The organism is Gardnerella bivia (genome assembly GCF_049262715.1).
GTDB classification, from domain to species: domain Bacteria; phylum Actinomycetota; class Actinomycetes; order Actinomycetales; family Bifidobacteriaceae; genus Bifidobacterium; species Bifidobacterium vaginale_A.
On the sequence record NZ_CP058399.1, the window covers coordinates 1,243,479 to 1,263,594 of the forward strand.

9 protein-coding genes are annotated in these 20,116 nt (G+C 36.2%); 7 read left to right on the plus strand and 2 right to left on the minus strand.

All coding sequences use genetic code 11. The features are described 5' to 3' along the window. Nucleotides 1–52 precede the first annotated feature (52 nt). Nucleotides 53–1,654: an ABC-F family ATP-binding cassette domain-containing protein gene (locus HXT27_RS04915; RefSeq protein WP_075523179.1), complete on the minus strand. Its 1,602-nt coding sequence runs from the start codon at nucleotides 1,652–1,654 to the stop codon at nucleotides 53–55. A gap of 183 nt (nucleotides 1,655–1,837) precedes the next feature. Here HXT27_RS04915 and uvrA point away from each other — a divergent pair, with 183 nt between their 5' ends. The 6 genes from uvrA to HXT27_RS04945 all read left to right on the plus strand — a co-directional run bounded on the left by uvrA (nucleotide 1,838) and on the right by HXT27_RS04945 (nucleotide 16,907). Further along, nucleotides 1,838–4,786 (plus strand): excinuclease ABC subunit UvrA, encoded by a 2,949-nt coding sequence (uvrA, locus tag HXT27_RS04920; protein ID WP_103043026.1) that lies wholly within the window; start codon nucleotides 1,838–1,840, stop codon nucleotides 4,784–4,786. A gap of 62 nt (nucleotides 4,787–4,848) precedes the next feature. After that, entirely contained in the window at nucleotides 4,849–7,209 is a 2,361-nt protein-coding gene (gene uvrC / locus HXT27_RS04925) for an excinuclease ABC subunit UvrC (RefSeq protein WP_103043027.1), read from the plus strand. Nucleotides 7,210–7,276: 67 nt separating this feature from the next. Beyond that, complete coding sequence (locus HXT27_RS04930) at nucleotides 7,277–8,407, plus strand: GuaB3 family IMP dehydrogenase-related protein (protein WP_103043028.1); 1,131 nt, start codon at nucleotides 7,277–7,279, stop codon at nucleotides 8,405–8,407. 397 nt (nucleotides 8,408–8,804) lie between these two features. Beyond that, nucleotides 8,805–12,641 carry a hypothetical protein gene (locus tag HXT27_RS04935; protein ID WP_103043029.1) on the plus strand — a complete coding sequence of 1,279 codons (3,837 nt, stop codon included), beginning with the start codon at nucleotides 8,805–8,807 and terminating at the stop codon, nucleotides 12,639–12,641. Nucleotides 12,642–12,821: 180 nt separating this feature from the next. Then, nucleotides 12,822–15,683, plus strand: coding sequence for an NAD-dependent DNA ligase LigA (gene ligA / locus HXT27_RS04940; RefSeq protein ID WP_103043030.1), 2,862 nt, complete (start codon nucleotides 12,822–12,824; stop codon nucleotides 15,681–15,683). Nucleotides 15,684–15,686: 3 nt separating this feature from the next. Next, the gene (locus tag HXT27_RS04945; protein ID WP_075523174.1) at nucleotides 15,687–16,907 is read left to right on the plus strand and encodes an Mrp/NBP35 family ATP-binding protein; all 1,221 of its coding nucleotides are present in this window, start codon (nucleotides 15,687–15,689) and stop codon (nucleotides 16,905–16,907) included. A 258-nt stretch (nucleotides 16,908–17,165) separates the two neighbouring features. On the opposite strand, the gene HXT27_RS04950 is transcribed toward HXT27_RS04945, so the two are convergent. Further along, the gene (locus HXT27_RS04950) at nucleotides 17,166–18,536 is read right to left on the minus strand and encodes a DUF349 domain-containing protein (protein WP_075523173.1); all 1,371 of its coding nucleotides are present in this window, start codon (nucleotides 18,534–18,536) and stop codon (nucleotides 17,166–17,168) included. Nucleotides 18,537–18,630: 94 nt separating this feature from the next. On the opposite strand from HXT27_RS04950, the gene hisS reads away from it, so the two are divergent. Continuing rightward, a complete protein-coding gene (gene hisS, locus HXT27_RS04955; protein ID WP_075523172.1) occupies nucleotides 18,631–20,031 on the plus strand; it encodes a histidine--tRNA ligase in 1,401 nt (466 codons plus the stop codon). Nucleotides 20,032–20,116 lie beyond the last annotated feature (85 nt).

The following is a 20,116-nucleotide window of genomic DNA, read 5'->3' on the forward strand; positions in this document are numbered from 1 at the left end:
AATTGCCATCATATATCCATTCTAACGGATTTTGGCTCTAGCGTTCGCTTAATTATTCTTCTGCAACAAGATCCAGATATTCATCGTTCCATAAATCTTCATCGCCATCTGGCATAAGAAGAACACGTTCAGGTTTTAAAGCTTCAACTGCTCCTTCATCGTGTGTAACAAGCACAATAGCGCCTTCATACTTCGATATAGCTTTAAGAATTTCATTTCTAGAAGCTGGATCTAAATTATTGGTTGGCTCGTCAAGTAAAAGTACGTTAGCTTGTGAAGTGACTAGAGTTGCGAGCGCAAGACGTGTTTTTTCGCCGCCTGAAAGTACTTTAGCTGGTTTCATTGCATCATCACCAGAAAATAGGAAACTTCCTAACATTGAACGAGCTTGTGTGTCGTTTAAGTTTGGAGCAACATGTTGAAGATTTTCTAATACTGTTGCATCTAAATCAAGAGTATCGTGCTCTTGTGCAAAATACCCGATTTTGCATCCGTGACCGTATTGTACTTCACCTGTATCTGCTGTTTCTTCTCCTGCTAGAATGCGTAGTGTTGTAGTTTTTCCAGCTCCGTTATATCCGAGTATAACTACTCGCGAGCCTTTATCTATAGCAAGGTTAATTCCTGCAAAAACAATATTAGATCCGTATGCTTTAGAAATATCTTTTGCCATAATAGGTGTTTTTCCGCATGGGGATGGTTCTGGAAAACGTATATCTGCAACTTTTTCGCTTCTTTGCGCTTCACTTGTTTCGCTAAGTAAACGTTGTGCTCTTCGCATCATATTTTGAGCTGCAACTGCTTTAGTTGCTTTTGCATGTAAGCGAATACCTTGTTTCATAAGGCGTTCTGCTTTCTTTTCTGCTACTTCGCGTTCGCGTCTTCTGCGTTCTTCGTCAACAACGCGTTGATGTAAGTATGCTTTCCAACCCATAGAATACATGTCTATTTTCGCTAATTGCGCATCTAAATGCCATACTTTATTAACTACTTCATCAAGCAATTCAGTTGAGTGGGATATTACAAGGAATCCACCTTCAAAGCGCTTAAGATAGTTTCTGAGCCATATTATTGAGTCTGCATCAAGGTGATTTGTAGGTTCGTCAAGAATTAAGGTATCTGCATCAGAAAAAAGTATTCGCGCTAGTTCAATGCGCCTGCGTTGACCGCCTGAAAGAGTTCCAAGAGATTGTTGCATAACTTCTTGTGGAAGACCAAGACTACTTGCCATTGAGATTGCTTCAGATTGTACAGAGTATCCTCCTGCTTTCTCGTAATCTTGCATTGCTTTATCGTAACGATTCATTGCTTTCGTCATAACATCCGGATCTGGATCTGTCATTTCTTTTTCAGCTTTGCGGATTCTAGATACGATAGATGCTATATCTCTTGCGCTCATAATTCTGTCAATAACGCTTTGCTCTGGATCTGCAGCATGGGTATCTTGTGGCAAATAACCTAATTTTCCACTGACTCGAACTGAGCCTTGTGATGGGAGCATATCGCCTGTTATTACGCGTGTTAATGTTGTTTTTCCGGCGCCGTTCCTGCCAACTAGACCAATTTTATCGCCTTTAGTAACGTGAAAATCAGAAGAGTTTAATAGCGTACGCGCACCAATTTGTATGGTTAATGCTTGTGCGTCAATAGGCATATTTGTATCCGTTTCATTAAAATAAAGGCTCATAATATATTGGCTAAATAAAATATTAAGCCAAGTGAGAAATTATATCGCGTGGGGTAACGAATTTTCGTTGAGAACTTTACTTTTTCGAACAAGTGTTCTATAATAAAGTTCTTATCTTGTAAGTTGTTCATTTTTATATGTGAGGTGCTAATGAGTGAGGTACAAAAATCAGATGCATTGCAAATATTGCTAGATAAAGCTCCACTGTGCTCATCTCATGGAACTCTTATATCAGATTTGTCTAATGTTCCGTCTGAATGGAAGATAACTATTCAAGGTGCTAGAGAGCATAATCTTAAAAACGTTAGTCTTTCTATCCCTAGAAATCGGATGGTGGTTTTTACTGGTCTTTCTGGATCAGGTAAGTCATCTCTTGCTTTTGATACTTTATTTGCTGAAGGTCAAAGAAGATATGTTGAATCTCTCAGTGCTTATGCTAGACAATTTTTAGGTCGTATGGATAAACCTGATGTTGATTTTATTGAAGGTTTAAGTCCTGCAGTTTCTATAGATCAAAAAACAACTAATAGGAATCCTCGTTCTACAGTTGGTACGATTACAGAAATTTATGATTATTTACGTCTTCTTTTTGCTAGAGTTTCAACGCAATATTGTCCTGAATGCGGCAGAAAGGTCAGTGCTCAAACTACTCAACAGATGACTGATACTTTGCTTTCTTTGCCGATGCGCACGCGATTGCAAATTTTGTCACCAATAGTTAAAGGTCGTAAAGGTGAATTTAAAGACACTCTTGAACTTTTACGTTCAGATGGTTACGCTCGTGTGATTATTGATAATCAAATGCATGAGCTATCTGAAGATATTAAACTTGCTAAGCAAAAGAAACACACTATTGAAGTAGTTATTGACAGATTAGTTATTAAAGATGGCATTAGAGTGCGTCTTAATGATTCTATTGAAACTGCATTGAAATTATCAAATGGAGTTGTGGTTGCTGATTTCGTTGATGAGCCTCAAGACTCTTCGAATCGTAGGCAGTCTTTTTCAGAACATAGAGCATGCCCTAACAATCATCCTCTAGAGCTTGACGAGATTGAGCCTAGAACTTTTTCTTTTAATGCTCCTTATGGTGCTTGTAAAGATTGCTCAGGAATAGGATATAACTTGGAGATTGATCCAGAATTAGTTATTCCGAATATTGAAAAATCACTTGCACAAGGTGCTATTGAGCCATGGGCTATGAATAAATCTGCTGGCATGTATTATCAACATGTTCTAAAAGGACTTGCTAAAGATTTAGGCTTTAGCATGGATACTCCATGGAAAGATTTGTCTGAAGATGTTAAACATGCTGTTTTGTATGGTCATGATTTTATTGTTACAGTTTCGTATAAAAATAGATGGGGAAGGCAGCGAGAGTATTCTACTGGATTTGAAGGCGTAATTCGCACTCTAATGCGTAAGCATGATGAAACTGATTCAGATCAGATGCGACAATACTACGAGTCTTATATGCGAGAAGTTCCATGTAGAGCTTGCAAAGGTAAACGTTTAAGACCGGAGGTTCTTGCTGTTAAAATTGGAAATTGTTCTATTGCAGATGTATGTGACATGCCTGTTTGTGAGAGTTTGAATTGGATTAACTCGTTGCAATTAAAAGGTTCTCAGGCGATTATTGCTGGTGAAGTTTTAAAAGAGATTCGCGCTCGCCTTGGATTCCTAAATGATGTTGGCTTGAGTTATTTAACTCTTTCTAGAGGAGCGAAAACATTATCTGGAGGTGAAGCGCAACGTATTAGATTAGCTACGCAAATCGGTTCAGGTTTAGTTGGTGTTATGTATGTTCTTGATGAGCCTTCTATTGGTTTACATCAAAGAGATAATGAACGTTTAATTTCAACTTTACATCATCTTAGAAATCTCGGTAATACTCTTATAGTTGTTGAGCACGATGAAGATACTATTCGTAAAGCTGATTGGCTTGTTGATATTGGTCCTGAAGCTGGGGAGCGTGGAGGAGAAGTAGTATATTGCGGACCGTCTTCATCTATTGCTAATGCAGAGCGTTCTATCACAGGAGATTACATTTCTGGTAGACGTTCAATTCTTATTCCTAAGATGCGTAGAAAAGTAGATCCTCTTCGCATGTTAAAAATTATTGGTGCGCGCGAACATAATTTGAAAAATATTGATGTTTCTATTCCTCTCGGGGTTTTTACTTGCATTACAGGAGTTTCTGGATCTGGAAAGTCAACTTTAATAAATTCAATTCTTTATCCAGTTCTTGCAAATAAATTAAATGGAGCTCGTATAGTTCCTGGAAAGCATAAAGATATAAAAGGTATAGATAAATGCGATAAAGTCGTCCACGTTGATCAAAATCCTATTGGTAAAACTCCACGTTCTAATCCTGCTACTTATACTGGTGTATGGGATAAAATTCGTTCTTTATTTGCTCAAACATCCGAAGCAAAAGTTAGGGGATATGGTCCAGGACGATTCTCTTTTAATGTTAAAGGAGGTCGTTGTGAAGCTTGTCATGGTGATGGCACTTTGAAAATTGAGATGAACTTCTTGCCGGATGTTTATGTTGAATGTGAAGCTTGTCATGGTAAAAGATACAATCGAGAAACGTTGGAAGTTAAATATAACGGAAAATCAGTTTCAGATGTTCTAAATATGCCTATTTCGGATGCTGCAATTTTCTTCAAATCGTATCCATCAATATCGCGTTATTTGAAAACTTTAGTAGATGTTGGTTTAGGGTATATCCGATTAGGACAGTCTGCTCCAACGCTTTCTGGTGGAGAATCGCAGAGAGTTAAGCTTGCCACTGAATTGCAACGCAGATCTACAGGTAAAACAGTATATATTCTTGATGAACCTACAACTGGTCTTCATTGTGAAGATGTTAGAAAATTATTGATTGTTCTTCAATCTCTTGTTGATAAAGGCAATACGGTGATTGTTATAGAGCATAATCTTGATGTTGTAAAGTCAGCGGATTGGATTATTGATTTAGGTCCAGAAGGAGGAGATGGAGGAGGAAGTGTTGTAGCACAAGGCACTCCTGAAAGCGTTGCTGAATGTGACTCGAGTTGGACTGGTAAATTCTTAAAGCCAATGTTAAATATCTAATACACGTAAATTTAAATTGATGGAATTTTTAGAAAATTAAAAGAAGGAGGTGAATAAATAATATGGGGGATTTAAGAAATTATGAGGATTTGAATTATTCTTTAGATTCAAACATTTTTAGTGATTCTAGTGATAGTTATAGTGATAGTTCTACTGATAGCTCTAGTGATATTTCTACTGAATACGCAGCCAATTCTTACAATAGTTCAAGCAGTAGTTCTGTTAGTGCTTCTGTTAGTAGTTCTGTTAGTGCTTCTAGTGATAGTGTTCATTGGCATAAGACTAAGAACGTGTCAGATTCAAAAAGTAGTTTAGGTTTAAATTCTTTAGGAGCTCCATTGCTTTCAGATAGTCGTGATTTATTCAGACCTGCTTCTCGCGATATACCACCTAAACCAGGAGTTTATAAATGGCGTGACGGGGATGGCCGAGTAATTTACGTTGGAAAAGCAAAGAATTTGAGAAATAGATTAGCAAATTATTTTCAACCTTTAGATCAATTGCACCCTCGCACTCGATCAATGGTTTTGTCTGCTCGTAGTTTAGAGTGGACTGTTGTAGAAACAGAATTTGAAGCGCTTACACTTGAATATACTTGGATTAAAACATTTAATCCAAGATTTAATGTTGTTTTTAGAGATGATAAAACTTACCCTTATGTTGCAGTATCTGTTGAAGAAGAATTTCCTAGGGTTTGGATTACTAGAAATCGCTCTTTCAAACATGCTCGTTATTTTGGACCTTATGCAAAAGTATGGCCACTAAAACATAGTCTTGATTCCCTGTTAAAAACTTTTCCTGTACGAACTTGTTCTTCTTCAGTGTTTAGTAGAGCTCATAGAACTGGGCGTCCATGCTTATTAGCTTCTATTGGAAAATGTTCTGCTCCATGTATTGATAATGTTTCTCAAAGTGAGCATAGAAATAACGTAGAACATTTAGTCGGTGTTCTTACTGGAAGTATAGGCTCATCGTATATTTCAAATCTTAACGCTGAGATGAAAAAAGCTAGTGATAATTTAGAATTTGAACGCGCTGCAAAATTGCGTGATGATATTTCATTATTAAATACTGTTTTGCAAAAAAATTCAGTAGTTTTTGATGATGATGTTGAAGCGGATGTATTTGGCTTATCTTCAGATAATCTTGAAGCATCAATTCATGCATTTTTTGTAAGATCTGGAATGATTCGTGGAGAGAAAAATTGGTATGTTGAACGAAATGATGAAGTTGACGATAGTGATCTTCTTGCTGATTTGTTGACGAATGTCTATGCAGAATATGGAAATTCTTATGATTTAAAATCACATAATTGTGCTAACATCAAGCAAATTCGTGATGCGTTTAGTGATATTAAAAATGCTAGTGCAATTGATTCTGTTCTTAGAGCTAAAGCTACTAGAACACGTCATGAGCGACAAGAATCAACAGGTCGCGAAGATTTATTAGCGCCTATATCTCCTGTACCTCGTGAAATTATAATCCCTATAGAATTATGCGAAGAACGACAGAAAGAATTAGAACTTTTATTAAGTAATATACGTGGATCTAAAGTAACTATTCATGTTGCGTCACGTGGAAGTAAGCATGATTTAATGAATCGTGCTAACGAAAATGCGAATCAGGCTTTAGTGCGCATGAAATCAAGTCGAATCAATAGCATTGAAATGCGTACTCAAGCTATGAATGAGATAGCTCAAGTGCTTGGATTGAGTAACGCTCCGTTGCGTATTGAATGTTACGATATCTCTAATACTATTGATGGAACGTATCAAGTTGCATCAATGGTTGTATTTGAAGATGCAATAGCTCGTCCAAGCGAATATAGACGATTTTCTATTCATGGTGAAGATGGAGCTGGTCAATTAGATGATTTAAGTGCTTTATATGAAACTATTAAAAGAAGATTTACATACAATGAAATTGATTCTGGGGAGTCTAAAAATAATAGTTCTAACTCTGATAGAAATAAAGTAAAACGACGTTTTGCTTACAAGCCTAATCTCATTATTGTAGATGGCGGCAAACAGCAAGCGATTGCAGCTAAACAAGCTATGTTGGATTGTGGTGTAAATGATGTTTTTGTATGCGGTTTAGCAAAGAAGTTAGAAGAAGTATGGCTTGCTGATGGTGATTATCCTATTATTTTTAAACGTGACTCAGAAGGATTGTATTTACTTCAAAGAGCAAGAGATGAATCTCATAGATTCGCTATTGCATATCATCGTAATAAAAGGAGAAAAGGTTTATTGAAATCTACTTTAAATTCAATTCCTGGAATTGGCTTAGCTTACTCTAAGAGATTATTATCTGTTTTCGGAAGCGTTAAGAAAATTTCATCTGCTTCATTAGAAGAATTACAAAAAGTTCCAGGTATCGGATTAGAAAAAGCGAAAAATATATATAATGTTTTTCATAAGTAATCTAAATATTGTTATATTCCGACATTTGTATTCTTTTTAGTCAACATCGAGCATTAGCCTAATAAGTATGTCACAGGAAATTGAAATAGGTTTGGGCAAAAAGGCCCGCGTAGCGTATTCGCTTGATGATATTGCTATTCTTCCTTCTCGCCGTTCGCGTGATCCTCAAGCTGTTTCTACAGCTTGGCAGGTTGATGCATACAGCTTTGATGTTCCAATTATTGCTGCTCCTATGGATTCAGTTACAAGTCCAGATACTGCAATTGCAATGGGACAAATGGGTGCTTTAGGTGTGCTTGATTTGGAAGGACTTTGGACTCGTTATGAGAATCCTGAGCCTTTATTGAAAGAAATTTCTGAATTGCAATCTGAACAAGCCACAAAACGTATTCAAGAGATTTATTCAGAACCTATTAAGCCTGAACTTATTGTTAAGCGTTTGCACACTATTAGAGATGCTGGTGTTACTGTTGCAGGCGCTCTTTCACCACAACGTACTCAAGAATTTTATACTACAGTTCTTGAAGCAGGTGTTGATTTGTTTGTTATTCGTGGTACAGCTGTTTCTGCTGAACACGTTTCTAAAGATCATGAGCCTCTTGATTTGAAGAAATTTATCTATGATTTAGATGTTCCAGTTATTGTTGGCGGTTGCGCTGATTACACATCCGCATTGCATTTAATGCGAACTGGAGCTGCTGGAGTTTTAGTTGGATTTGGCGGTGGAGCTGTTTCTGCAACTATGAACACTTTAGGAGTTCAAGCTCCTTTAGCAACTGCTATTGCAGATGTTGCTGAGGCGCGCCGCGATTATTTAGATGAATCTGGCGGTAGATACGTTCATATCATTGCAGATGGTGGAATGGGTAATTCTGGAAACTTTATTAAAGCTTTGGCAATGGGAGCAGATGCTGTAATGCTTGGAACTCCTTTGGCTCGTGCTACTGAAGCTCCAGGTCGTGGAATGCATTGGGGTGCTGAAGCGCGTCATTCTTCTCTTCCTCGTGGTATGCGTACGAATGTTGGTACTGTTGCTCCTCTTGAAAACATACTATTTGGTCCAAGTCATAAAGCGGATGGAACTACTAATTTTGTTGGTGCATTGCGCCGTACTATGGCTTCTACAGGATATGTTGATGTCAAGAGCTTCCAGCGTTGTAGCGTAGTGTTTAATCCTTTTCATCAAGATATACGATAAGTAATAAACGATTCTTATGGCTGAAATGGTAGTTACTGTTTCAGCCATAAGTTTTATATAGGATTTGTTTTACTATAATTTTAAATTTGACTGTTGGTTTATTCTTTGATTTGTCTATTTGTTGGTTTTACTGTTAGCTTATTTGATTTTTAGTTTGACTGTTAGTTAGTTTGACTGTTAGTTTATTTATTGGTTTACATTGTCTTACATTTCAAGACTATATATAAAGTTTATATATTTTTATACATTTTTATATATTTACATAAGTAACAACACACATTTATAACATGCGTTACATCTTATATACTTGACGATAGTGTTTAAAATACACGTTAAATGAATCTGATTGGGGCTATACATATCGGTTCATTGTATCTATTTGGAAAGAATGGGGATTATGGTTGATAACATGCCACTAAATGCAAGCTATGAGCGTGACGATGAAGTTAGCGAACAAGCAGTATCTAAAAGCATGACTTCATCAAATAATTCTTCTAATTATTTTAATTCTTCAATAAACAATGATTCATTAAGCACAAATCAAGATACGGATGTAGATGTAGATGACGAAGATGATTCTTCTGATGATATTTTTGTAAAAGTTCCCATCTTCGCTAAAAAGCATATTTTTAACGATATAAAAGGCTTGCCTGATGGAATAAAATACGGCTGGATTCGTTATTGTGATATAAAACATAGTAAATCTGAAAATGGCTCTAAGAATATTTTTAGTAGTAAGAATTCTAAGCCAATGATTTCTTTAGGATTATTTGAAGATAATAATAGGAAATTTAGGCAATTAGCTATTGCTGATTATGAAGGTAGAGTTTATTTAGGCAATGATATGACTGTTGAAGATATATATTATCGTTTTACGTCACTTTACCTTTTAAAGCAGCAAGAAATAATTCTTGAAGATAAATCTAGATTCTACGGGAATAAATTACCTAATAAATTTAGTGCTTTTTGTAAAAATATAAATGAAGCTTTCAAGGAAACTTATGATCCTAAAAGTGATGATAATTTAGCATTTGAAAATTATAAAGATAGTGAAAGTATGGATAAGGAGATTGAAGAAATTTGCTCACAATCTCCTGAACTTATTCACGAAGTAGAAAAAATATCTAAGTTATATGATGCTCCAGATAGATATGACTTCCCATTTTATGACGACACAGATGGTGATTGTGTAGATATAGATTGTGTTGACGAAGATAATGATTTGATTATTACTGGAAGTAATAAAATCGTAGCTTGCGATTGTGCTAACAGTGATGATGAAGATGACTCTATTTATAATAATTTTGACGCGAATCAATTCTTTCAATCTCATGAACTTAATGAAGAAGAAAAAGCTCGTAAAGAGGTTCAAGAAAAAAATAAACTTGAGATAAAAAAATCTCATACTTTTTGGGGTAGAATCAAGTTTTTCATGCATACTTTTTCTCAATTGTGTAAATCTTCAACATTCCGGGTTTTGCGCGGAGATGTTGTTATTCATACAGGTCCTTTTGAAGGTCCAAGATGGGTTGCTTCGTGGCTTTGTGCAGAAAATAATGGTCGTAAATCATATACTATTGAGCAAGCACGTACGCCTTTAGCAGGGTCTCTTAGATATAATCTTGAATACAAAGATGCTATAGCTATAGTATTTTTTGCTACTTATTTAATTCCAAATATTTCAGAGATTTTAACAAGTTTTGGTGTTGAGAATATTTTCCATAGACTTCATACGCAAGCACCTTTGTGTGCTATTAGAAACAGTGTAAAAGATATACAAAATATTCGAGTTGCTGGTCTTAGATATTCTGGATTAGAAGCATATTTTGAGCGTTTAATGCATGAGTCTGGAGCTCTTAATCCTATACGATCTTTAGAGCAAAAGCATGGAGCTGAAGTTTTGCATTTGAATGAATCTAGTGTTTCCAGAAATTATGAGATTTCTTGGGATAATGCTCTTGATCCAGAATCAGCTCTTGTAGTTTTGTCTATTGAAGGTGCATTGAATAGGATTCATGCTATTAGCGATTGTATAGAAGAAAGTTCTTCGTCTGGCAGTAATTTTACAGAAAATGAAGTCACGTATAAGCAGGCAGCACAAATAGATTTTGCTTTGATAGAGGATCCAGCTTTTGGTGCTTACTTAAAATTCATAAATGATTTTGGAAGTCCTTTACAAGACGATAAAATCAAGCCTCTTGAAACTATATGGAAGCAAATTCGTTATGAGAGAAAAAGTTCTATGATCAAAGACTATAGAACTAATAATGAATGGGCGTATAGGCAGAGATTATCGCATTGGATTCGTACTATGCGCACTCCCTTTAGATTCGATGCTGATTTTCGTTCTAATATTGAAGATGGAAATGTTGCTATAGGATTTATGGCTGTTGGACCTTCAGTTATGCCGCGCCGCTCTTACGATGCTTTTAAAAAGCATTGGGTTAATTTGAGCGCTTCAAAAATAGCTACTATGACAACAGAATACAATTTGCGATTGGGAATTATATTAGCTTTAATAGCTTTTGCTGCAAATCCTGCTGTAAAAAATGTATCTGTTAGATTAGATTCGATTTGCTTAGAGGAAATGGTTGCAGCTAATAATAATGCTATTGATAAGCTTTTGAATCGTACTTTAAGCGCGTTAAATGATTTAGTAAATCAACAAACGCATATAAAAGGTGAGCCGAAAGATGGGGATGTTCATGGTAATCCTGAACAAATTCATGAAGCAAAAGCATATGATTCTTCTTGTGATTCTAGTTCTATTAGCTCACGCACTGAAAGCGCTAATAATATAAGCTCTTCTAGCTCTTCTAGCTCTTCTAGTGATTCTACTATTTCTAGTAGTAGTGAATTTGATGATAAAAATAATTCAGATGAATCATCGCGCTCTTTGTTAAATGAAAAATCTCGTAAAACTTTAATGACTGTTACTTTTACTCGTAAAAAATTCGTTGAATATTTACGCTCTAATGGTTTAAAAAATCCAATAAAAACATATAAAGAGTTTTTTGCAAACATGAATATTGATTCTTCTGGTGCATTAAAATCAGTTGATCCAACATTTGATTTAAGAGATACTAAGTTTGCTCCTAGAGGAGCTCAAGAAGAGCCAGAATTCTCAGATCGTCAATTTAATGATTATTTAGAATCAATATTAGGAACTTGTTGTGCTAAAGGTCTTGCAATTCAGAGAGAGGATTTATTGCAACAAGCTGTTTCTGACTTCCATCATATTGCATCAGAGCTTATGCCAACAACTGCTGAAAAAGCTCATATGGCGATGGATATTATCAATTCAATAGATGATCCTGAGTTGAGCGAAAAATCTGGAATTATAACTAAATCTCTTATAGATGAGGATCCTATTCCTGAGCTAGACTTTCATATTTCTAAAGATATAAGAAATATGCGTCTTAAAGCTCATACTCAATTAGAAATGGGTGAAATATCACAAGGTATTGAAGAATATGAGAAAAATGTAGCATATTATGATGCGATGTTTTCTGAAGGTAAATCAATACCAAGGTATTTCAATTCATATGCTGAGAGAGTTATTTATAATCGTATGTTTGCTAATAATAACGAGTCTATGCGTTTAATACCAGATGGTCTATTTTATTCTCATATGGAATTAGCGGACATATACTCGCAATTGCACGATAGCAATAAAACTTTGCAGCATTTGCGCTCAATGGTTGTTTATGCTCCTACATATGCTCTTTCGCATTTGCGCTTAGCTACTGAGTTATCTCATCATGAGGATTGGGATTCAGTTTTCGCAGCATGTTTGAATGCTTTGAGAGTTGCTCTAGATCAAGATGATGCTGCATTCGCATACTATAGATTAGCTTATGCTGAGTGGATGCGAGATCATTTTGATAGTGCTTTAGCTTCTTATCAAATGGCAGAAAGTATTGCTCCAGAACATATTGAAACTTTAAATATTGAAAAAGAAGAGCTTTTAACGAGAATGAAATCTCAAGGCATGCAAATATTTGACGAGATGGACGATATAATTAGGATTCTTAAAGCAAGAAACATACCTTATTGGCCAGATACAAATGCTCGCTCTATTATAGATTCAGCTGCTAAAGAAACAGTAAATAATGGGATGTTTGTTATCGCTAGGACACTATGCGTTGCTTCAGCTAGAATGAATTATTCTAAAGAAAATAATGACGTTAGCAATGCAATACAAATGCAATTCTTGCGATCTCTTAACGCATAGTAGATTTGCGATTGTAACGCACAGTAGATTCTAAAAATTGATAATGTGTTTTTATCTAATAATGTGATTTATATAATGATATAACGTTACTTGCGTTGAATTATCATATTGTATAAACGATAGTAATTTGAAAATTGAACTTGTTTATTTATTGGATTTTTGATAAGAAAGGGATTAGATATGAGTATAAGCAAAAAAGATGCTGCTAATTCAAGTATTCAGCCTTCGCTTTTTGATTTTGATAATAAAACTTATACTCAAGATTCCTTTGATAGTCCTTCTAATGCTGCAGATAGTTTATCTAATGCAGACGGTATTCCTTCTAACGATGCAGATAGTTTTTCTAGTGATGCAGATAGTTCTTCTTCTAGCGATGCTCATATATGGAATCCTAATTTAAATAATGATGAATGGATTGCTAAGTTAGAGCCTACAGATGCAGATGCTCTAGCATTAGAAAATATTCAACTTTCATTCTTTACAACTGAACAAGCTGCTAAATTGTGGTCTAAATTAGCTGCTTGGGCTCAATCAGATCAAATTGCTTATTATGTTGAAGATTGCCCTACGAGTTCAGATGCAGCTTATGATGCGAGAATGAGAATGTTAAGTTCTTTGGAATCTGCTTTTCCGACATTAGACAATCCTCAATCTCCAACACATAGAGTTGGTGGTACTTTTTCAAATGATTTTACTCCTGTAAAGCATCCATCTCGGATGATGAGCTTAGATGATGTGTTTTCTTTCGAAGAATTACATGATTGGTACAATAGCGTGTTAAGAGATTTGCATTGGTCGCAAAATGAACCATTGCCTATGACATGCGAAGTAAAGATTGATGGTTTAGCTTTAAATTTAATTTATCGAAATGGTACTCTTGAGCAAGGTCTTACTAGAGGCGATGGAGTAACTGGTGAAGATATTTCGTTAAACGTAAGAACTATTGATGCTATACCTACGCAATTAAATGCAAATGATCCAGAAGATATACCGGAATTTGTGGAAATTCGTGGCGAAGTTTTTATGTCTTGGGAGGATTTTTATAAGCTTAACGAAGAACAAGAGAATTCAGGTAAATCGCCTTTTGCTAATCCTAGAAATGCTGCAGCTGGATCATTGCGTCAAAAAGATCCTAGAATTACATCAACAAGACATTTAAGTTTTTTTGCTCATGGTTTAGGTCAATTACGTTGGAAAAATTCAACTCGTCATGCAAATAGCGAAACGACGTTTAATCAATCAGATGCTTATGAACTTTATAAAAAATGGGGTGTTCCAGTTTCTCCTTATACTCGAAATGTAAATAATTTTGAGCAAATTCAAGATATGATTGATTATTATGGAGAAAATCGTTCTTCTATAATTCATGCTTTAGATGGAATTGTTGTTAAAGTAGATGATCGTGCTTTACAGCGTAAACTTGGTGCAACATCTCGTGCTCCAAGATGGGCTATTGCGTATAAGTATCCTCCTGAAGAAGTTAATACTGTTTTAAAAGATATTATTGTTCAAGTAGGTCGTACAGGCAGAGTAACTCCAGTAGCTGTTCTTGAGCCTGTAACTGTAGCTGGTTCTACTATATCTCGTACTACTTTGCATAATCCTTATGAAGTTGAACATAAGGGCGTTTTAATTGGAGATACTGTTGTTGTTCGTAAAGCTGGAGATGTAATTCCAGAGCTTGTAGGACCTGTTTTAGGTGCTCGCAAGGGTCGTGAGCAAAATCTAAGAAGATTTGTGATGCCTGAATTTTGCCCTTCATGTGGAACAAAGCTTGCTCCTGCAAAAGAAGGGGATAAAGATATTCGTTGTCCTAATGTTGAAAATTGCCCTGCACAACTTACAGAGCGAATTATTCATTTAGCATCTAGGCAAGCGTTCGACATTGAGAATTTGGGTGATGCTGCTGCATTAGCATTAGCGAATCCAGAGGATTCTAGGCCTACTACTTGTGAAGTGTATCGCCCTGATATAGATAAAATTACTATTGATAGAGGTTCGTCTTCTAAGCCTAATATTCCGGAAGCTCACTTTAATCTTCCTGATTATCAATCTCCAATTCTTCACAGTGAAGCTGGAATTTTTAATATTAAAGCAGAAGATTTACAAAATGTTATGGTTTGGAAAGAAATTCCTCTTGTTGAACAGTGGAATGAATTAGGGGAAGATGGAAAACTAAAGAAAAGGTCTAAAAAGATTGGCGGATCTGGATTATGGAAACAGGTTTCAGCTTTTTGGACTCGTGAGTTAGAAGCTAAACGTAATTTGTCGAATTTTTCGTCTACTGATTCTCAAGATGAGTTTAATAGTGATTACCCAGATTTTGAAGTTCCTTTAGATGCTTTTGTAACTAGAGTTAAAAATAAACAAGTGCGCAAAAATGGTGATCTTTTGACTATTAGCGTTCCTTGTTATAGGCGTCCGAGTGAAACAACTAGAAGTATGCTGGATGAAATTTCGCAAAAAGGGAAAAACGCTGCATTATGGCGTGTTCTTGTTGCGCTTTCTATTCGACGTTTAGGTCCTCCTACTGCACGACTGATTGCTCAACATTTCGGGTCGTTAGATAATATTTCTAATGCTTCTATTGAAGAGCTTACAAATATTGATGGTGTTGGATCAGAAATTGCAAAAGAAGTATTCGAGTGGTTTGATAAAGCAAAGAATATAGATGATTGGCGATATGAGATATTAGCTTCTTGGAAAAATGCTGGCGTTGCTGGCAAATCTGATTCTTCTAGTAGCAATCAGACACAGACTCTTATTGGCAAGACTGTTGTTGTTACAGGTTCTTTAGAGGATTTCACTAGGGATTCTGCTAAAGAGGCAATTATATCTAGAGGAGGTAAAGCTGCTTCTTCAGTAAGTAAAAATACTTATTGTGCGATTGTTGGTGCTAATGCTGGTTCTAAAGCTACTAAAGCTATAGAACTTGGTATACCTACATTAAATGAGAGTCAATTTAAGATTTTACTTACAACAGGTGATGTTGAATTGGCTTTGCGTAACGATATTACGCTTGATTTGCAAAGTGAATCATAGAATATGAGTAATAAGTTGATTGAATTAGAAACTCGTATTTATGATTTGTTGGGTAGTGTTATTGACCCAGAATTAGGAAAATCTGTTACAGAATTAAATATGGTAACAGGTGTTCGTGTAGTTGCGAATCATGATTATTTAGCTAATTTTAATCATTTAGATAATGTTGATAAAAGCTTTGCTAATTCAAATTGCGCTATTGAAAGCTGCGCTATTGAAAGCAATAGTAATAAAAATCGTGTAGCTTATGATGTTTTTGTTGACATTGAGCTTACTGTTCCAGATTGCCCGTTAGCTCAAGTTATTACGCAAAAAATTAAGTCAGCTGTAGAAAAATATCCCTCTGCTCATCTGATTCCTCATGTAAATATAAGTGCTATGAGTAAAGAAAAGCTTTCAAAACTCGTATTGGATTTGAAAGCTGAGCGTAAAGAAAATCCTTTTAATAAAAATGGTAATACTACGCGTATTTTTGCTATCGCATCTGGAAAAGGTGGTGTTGGTAAATCTTCAATAACTGCTAATCTTGCTGCAACTTTTGCATCATTAGGATACGATACTGCAGCTATTGATGCAGATGTTTATGGTTTTTCTTTGCCTGGTATGTTTGGCATACATTCTCAGCCAACTAATCTTAATGGAATGCTTATGCCTGTTGTTTCTTGGGGAGTTAAGCTTATTTCTATTGGAATGTTTGCTGGAACAGATCGAGCGATTCTTTGGCGAGGTCCTCGTTTGCAACGATCTTTAGAACAATTTCTTTCAGATGTTTGGTGGGGTAGTCCTGATGTTCTTTTACTTGATTTAGCGCCTGGTACAGGAGATATGGCATTAGCTGTTGCTCAATCGTTGCCCAATGTTGAGCTAGTTGTTGTTACTACTCCTCAGCCAAGTGCTTCAGATGTTGCTGTTCGAGCAGGTCTTATGGCGTTGCAAATTCCTGTTAATGTGCGTGGCGTTGTTGAGAATATGAGTTGGTTTGATAACAATGGTGAGAGATTAGAAATTTTTGGTTCTGGCGGAGGCGAGCGTGTTAGTTCTCAGCTTTGTAGAGCTCTTGATAAAAATGTTCCTCTTCTAGCTAAAATTCCTTTAAATACTTCTATCAGAGAATTGGCAGAGAGTGGGCGTCCTGCAGTTTTAACTAAAGAAGGTAAATTAGCGGATTCTTCTTTAGCTAATACTTTTATTAAGCTTGCTAAAGATTTAATTGAAAAATCTTAAAATTTTTTCAAATCGTGTTTTGATTTAATTTGTTATTTTGATTTTATTTAATCATTATTTGCATAAGTAATTATTATTTCTTTGAGTATTGTTGGTTATTGTTGAGTTTTGTTGAGTCTTGCTTATTTTTCTTGATTTTTGTTGATTTTTCTCTTGATTCCCAGCTCTAACTTTTTTGATTTTTCTTGATTTAATATAATGTTTAGCAATAAAAAATGAGGCTACGCGATAACTTGCGCAGCCTCATGAGTTTATATTTTATTTAATAGCGTTGAGCCATTGTTCTTTTGTTGCTTTTTCTGCTTGAAGTTTTGCTTTTCTCTTAGAATCTTTTTCGTTTGCGATTCTTTCATCTAGTTCGTCAAGTTGAGCTTTCAATTGCAAAGCAAAGCTTGATTTACGAGCGTTAGCTTCTGGATCTTTATCTTTCCAAGCAGCTTCTTCAACAGCTTTAATCTTTTTATCAACTTCATTCAAACGGCTTTCAATGCGGCGCATATCATCGCGAGGAACGAATCCGATAGCATCCCACTGTTCTTGAATTTCAGATAAAGCTTTTCGTGCTTGTTTTGCTGATTCTTCATTTTCAACAGGCAGCAAAGCTTCAGCTTGTTTGAGTAGTGACTCTTTTTTAGCTAGATTCTCTTTCTCGCTTGCATTCATCTTTTCACGATCTGCTTGACGAGCGTGATAGAATACGTCTGCAGCTTCACGGAACTTGGTCCATAATTCGTCATCGTGTTGACGTCCAGCATTTCCAGCTTTCTTCCAACGATCCATTAAGGCATTAAACTTCATGGAAGTTTCACGCCAATCTGTAGAAGTTTTTAAGCTTTCTGCTTCTGCAATAATAGCTTCTTTAACATTCTTAGCATTATCGCGTTCGCTATCTCTTTGTTTAACCCAAGCATTACGTGCTGTTGTAAAAGCAGAGCGAGCTTTAGAGAATCGTTGCCATAGGTCGTCTGCATCTGCTTTAGCTAAATGAATACTTGTACGCTGATGTTGCTGCCACTTGTCAAAAAGCGAGCGCAACTTATCTCCTAAAGAGCGCCAATTAGTTGACTCTGTCATATTCTCAACTAACGATTCAGCTTGTTCAACTATTGCTGTTCGCTCTTTAAGAGCTTTTTCGATTGCATCTTTGCGAGCTTTTGCAATTTCTTCTTTTTTATTTTCTCCACGAGCCTTTAATTCGGCGTGTCGCGCTCGTAAAGCAGCGATATCTCCAACAACTGCAGGCTCACTTAATTCGGATTCTAAAGTGTTGACTGATTCGTCAATTTCTTTAGGTTTCACATTTGTTGATGCGAGTCTTTTTTCAAAAAGATCAAGTTTAATCTTTAAATCTAAGTAGCGGTGCACGTAGAAAGTAAGGGCATCTTCTGGTGTACCAGTAGAGTATTGTCCTACTTCACGTTCAGTGTCACCTTCTCGCACGTAAACGGTGCCATTTTCATCAACTCTGCCAAACTTTTCAGCGTTTTTTACATCTTCCTCACTATAAGAAATAGTAGGGGTTTGAGCTACAACTCGAGTTTTATTAGCAAAATTCGCAGGCGACGGCGCATGCGGTTTTGGTGTAGCATTGAGTTGAGTAGTTTCTTCTGGTTTAGTCTGTTCGCTCACGGGACAACTCCTTACAGCATATGCACGGTAACAGTGTTACGAATAGTATAACTTTTGGTCACAATTTTCCGTAACATCACCTATTATAGTGGACATGGTACAAGGCTCATCAATATCTGGTTTCCCTGAATGGCTTCCTAGTGAACGTGCTGTTGAACAACGCGTGATTGATACACTTAGAGAAGTCTTTGAACTCAACGGTTTTATTGGCATTGAAACGCGAGCTGTTGAGCAAGGTTCAAGTTTATTAAAAAAAGGTGAAACAAGTAAAGAAATTTATTTATTATCTCGTTTGCAAGAAGTTGGTAATGAATCTAAAACTCCTGTTGAAGAACGTATAGGATTGCATTTTGATTTGACTGTTCCGCTTAGTCGTTATGTTGTTGAGCATACAGGCGACTTGGCGTTTCCGTTCAAGCGTTGGCAAATGCAAAAGGTTTGGAGAGGGGAGCGTCCGCAAGAAGGTCGTTTTCGCGAATTTGTACAAGCGGATATTGACGTTGTTTCTAATGGCGATTTGCCATCCCATTATGAAGTTGAATTACCGTTAGTTATGGTTGAAGCTCTTGAGCGTTTGCGTGAGTTTGGACTTCCTAAAGCCACTGTTCATGCTAATAATCGTAAGCTTTCAGAAGGTTTCTATCGTGGGATTGGTTTAAGTGATATTGAAGGAGTTCTACGAGAAATCGATAAATTAGATAAAATTGGCTACGATGAAGTATTTAAACTTCTTGTAAAAGAATGCGGTGCTACAGATTCTCAAGCTGCTGCTTGCTTAGAATTAGCGCAGCTTCGCGCTAAAACTGGTGAAGAGCTTAAAGAGCGTTTTAATTCTCTATGTGATAAGCATAATATTGTTCGAGATGAAGATAACGAATCATATGCTCTATCTTTACAAGGAGTTGAAACGTTATCAATGATCGTTGATGAAGCATCTAAGATTCGACCTGGTAGTGTTGTTGCTGATTTGAAGATTGCTCGTGGTCTTGATTATTACACTGGCTCAGTTTATGAAACTTTCCTTGATGGTGTGTCATCTTTAGGATCTATTTGCTCTGGAGGACGCTACGATAATCTTGTTTCTCAAGGTAAGAAAAAGTATCCTGGAGTTGGTCTTTCTATTGGATTATCTCGTTTAGTTTCTTATATGCTTCACACGGCTCACGCAACTGTTTCTAGAGTTTCTCCTGCAGCAGTACTTGTTGCAGTGTGGAATGAGGAAGATCGTCCTCATTGCAATGCTATCGCTAAAGCTTTGCGTGATCGTGGTATTGCAACTGATGTTGCTCCTACTGCAGCAAAACTTGGAAAGCAAATAAAGTACGCCGACAAGCTTGGTATTCCTTACGTTTGGTTCCCTGCAGATAGTACCGAATCTGAGTCTTGTCAAGATGAAGTAAAGAACATAATTACAGGAGATCAAGAATCAGCAAATGTCACGTCGTGGCAACCAGATACTGTGTATGCCCGGCAGACAGTTTCCTGTGCTAAATAGTTTGCGCGTATTTTTACTCGCGTAAATAAGCACAGATTTGTGTCAATGGAAAAATGATTACATCATTATTAGAACATAGAGGAAG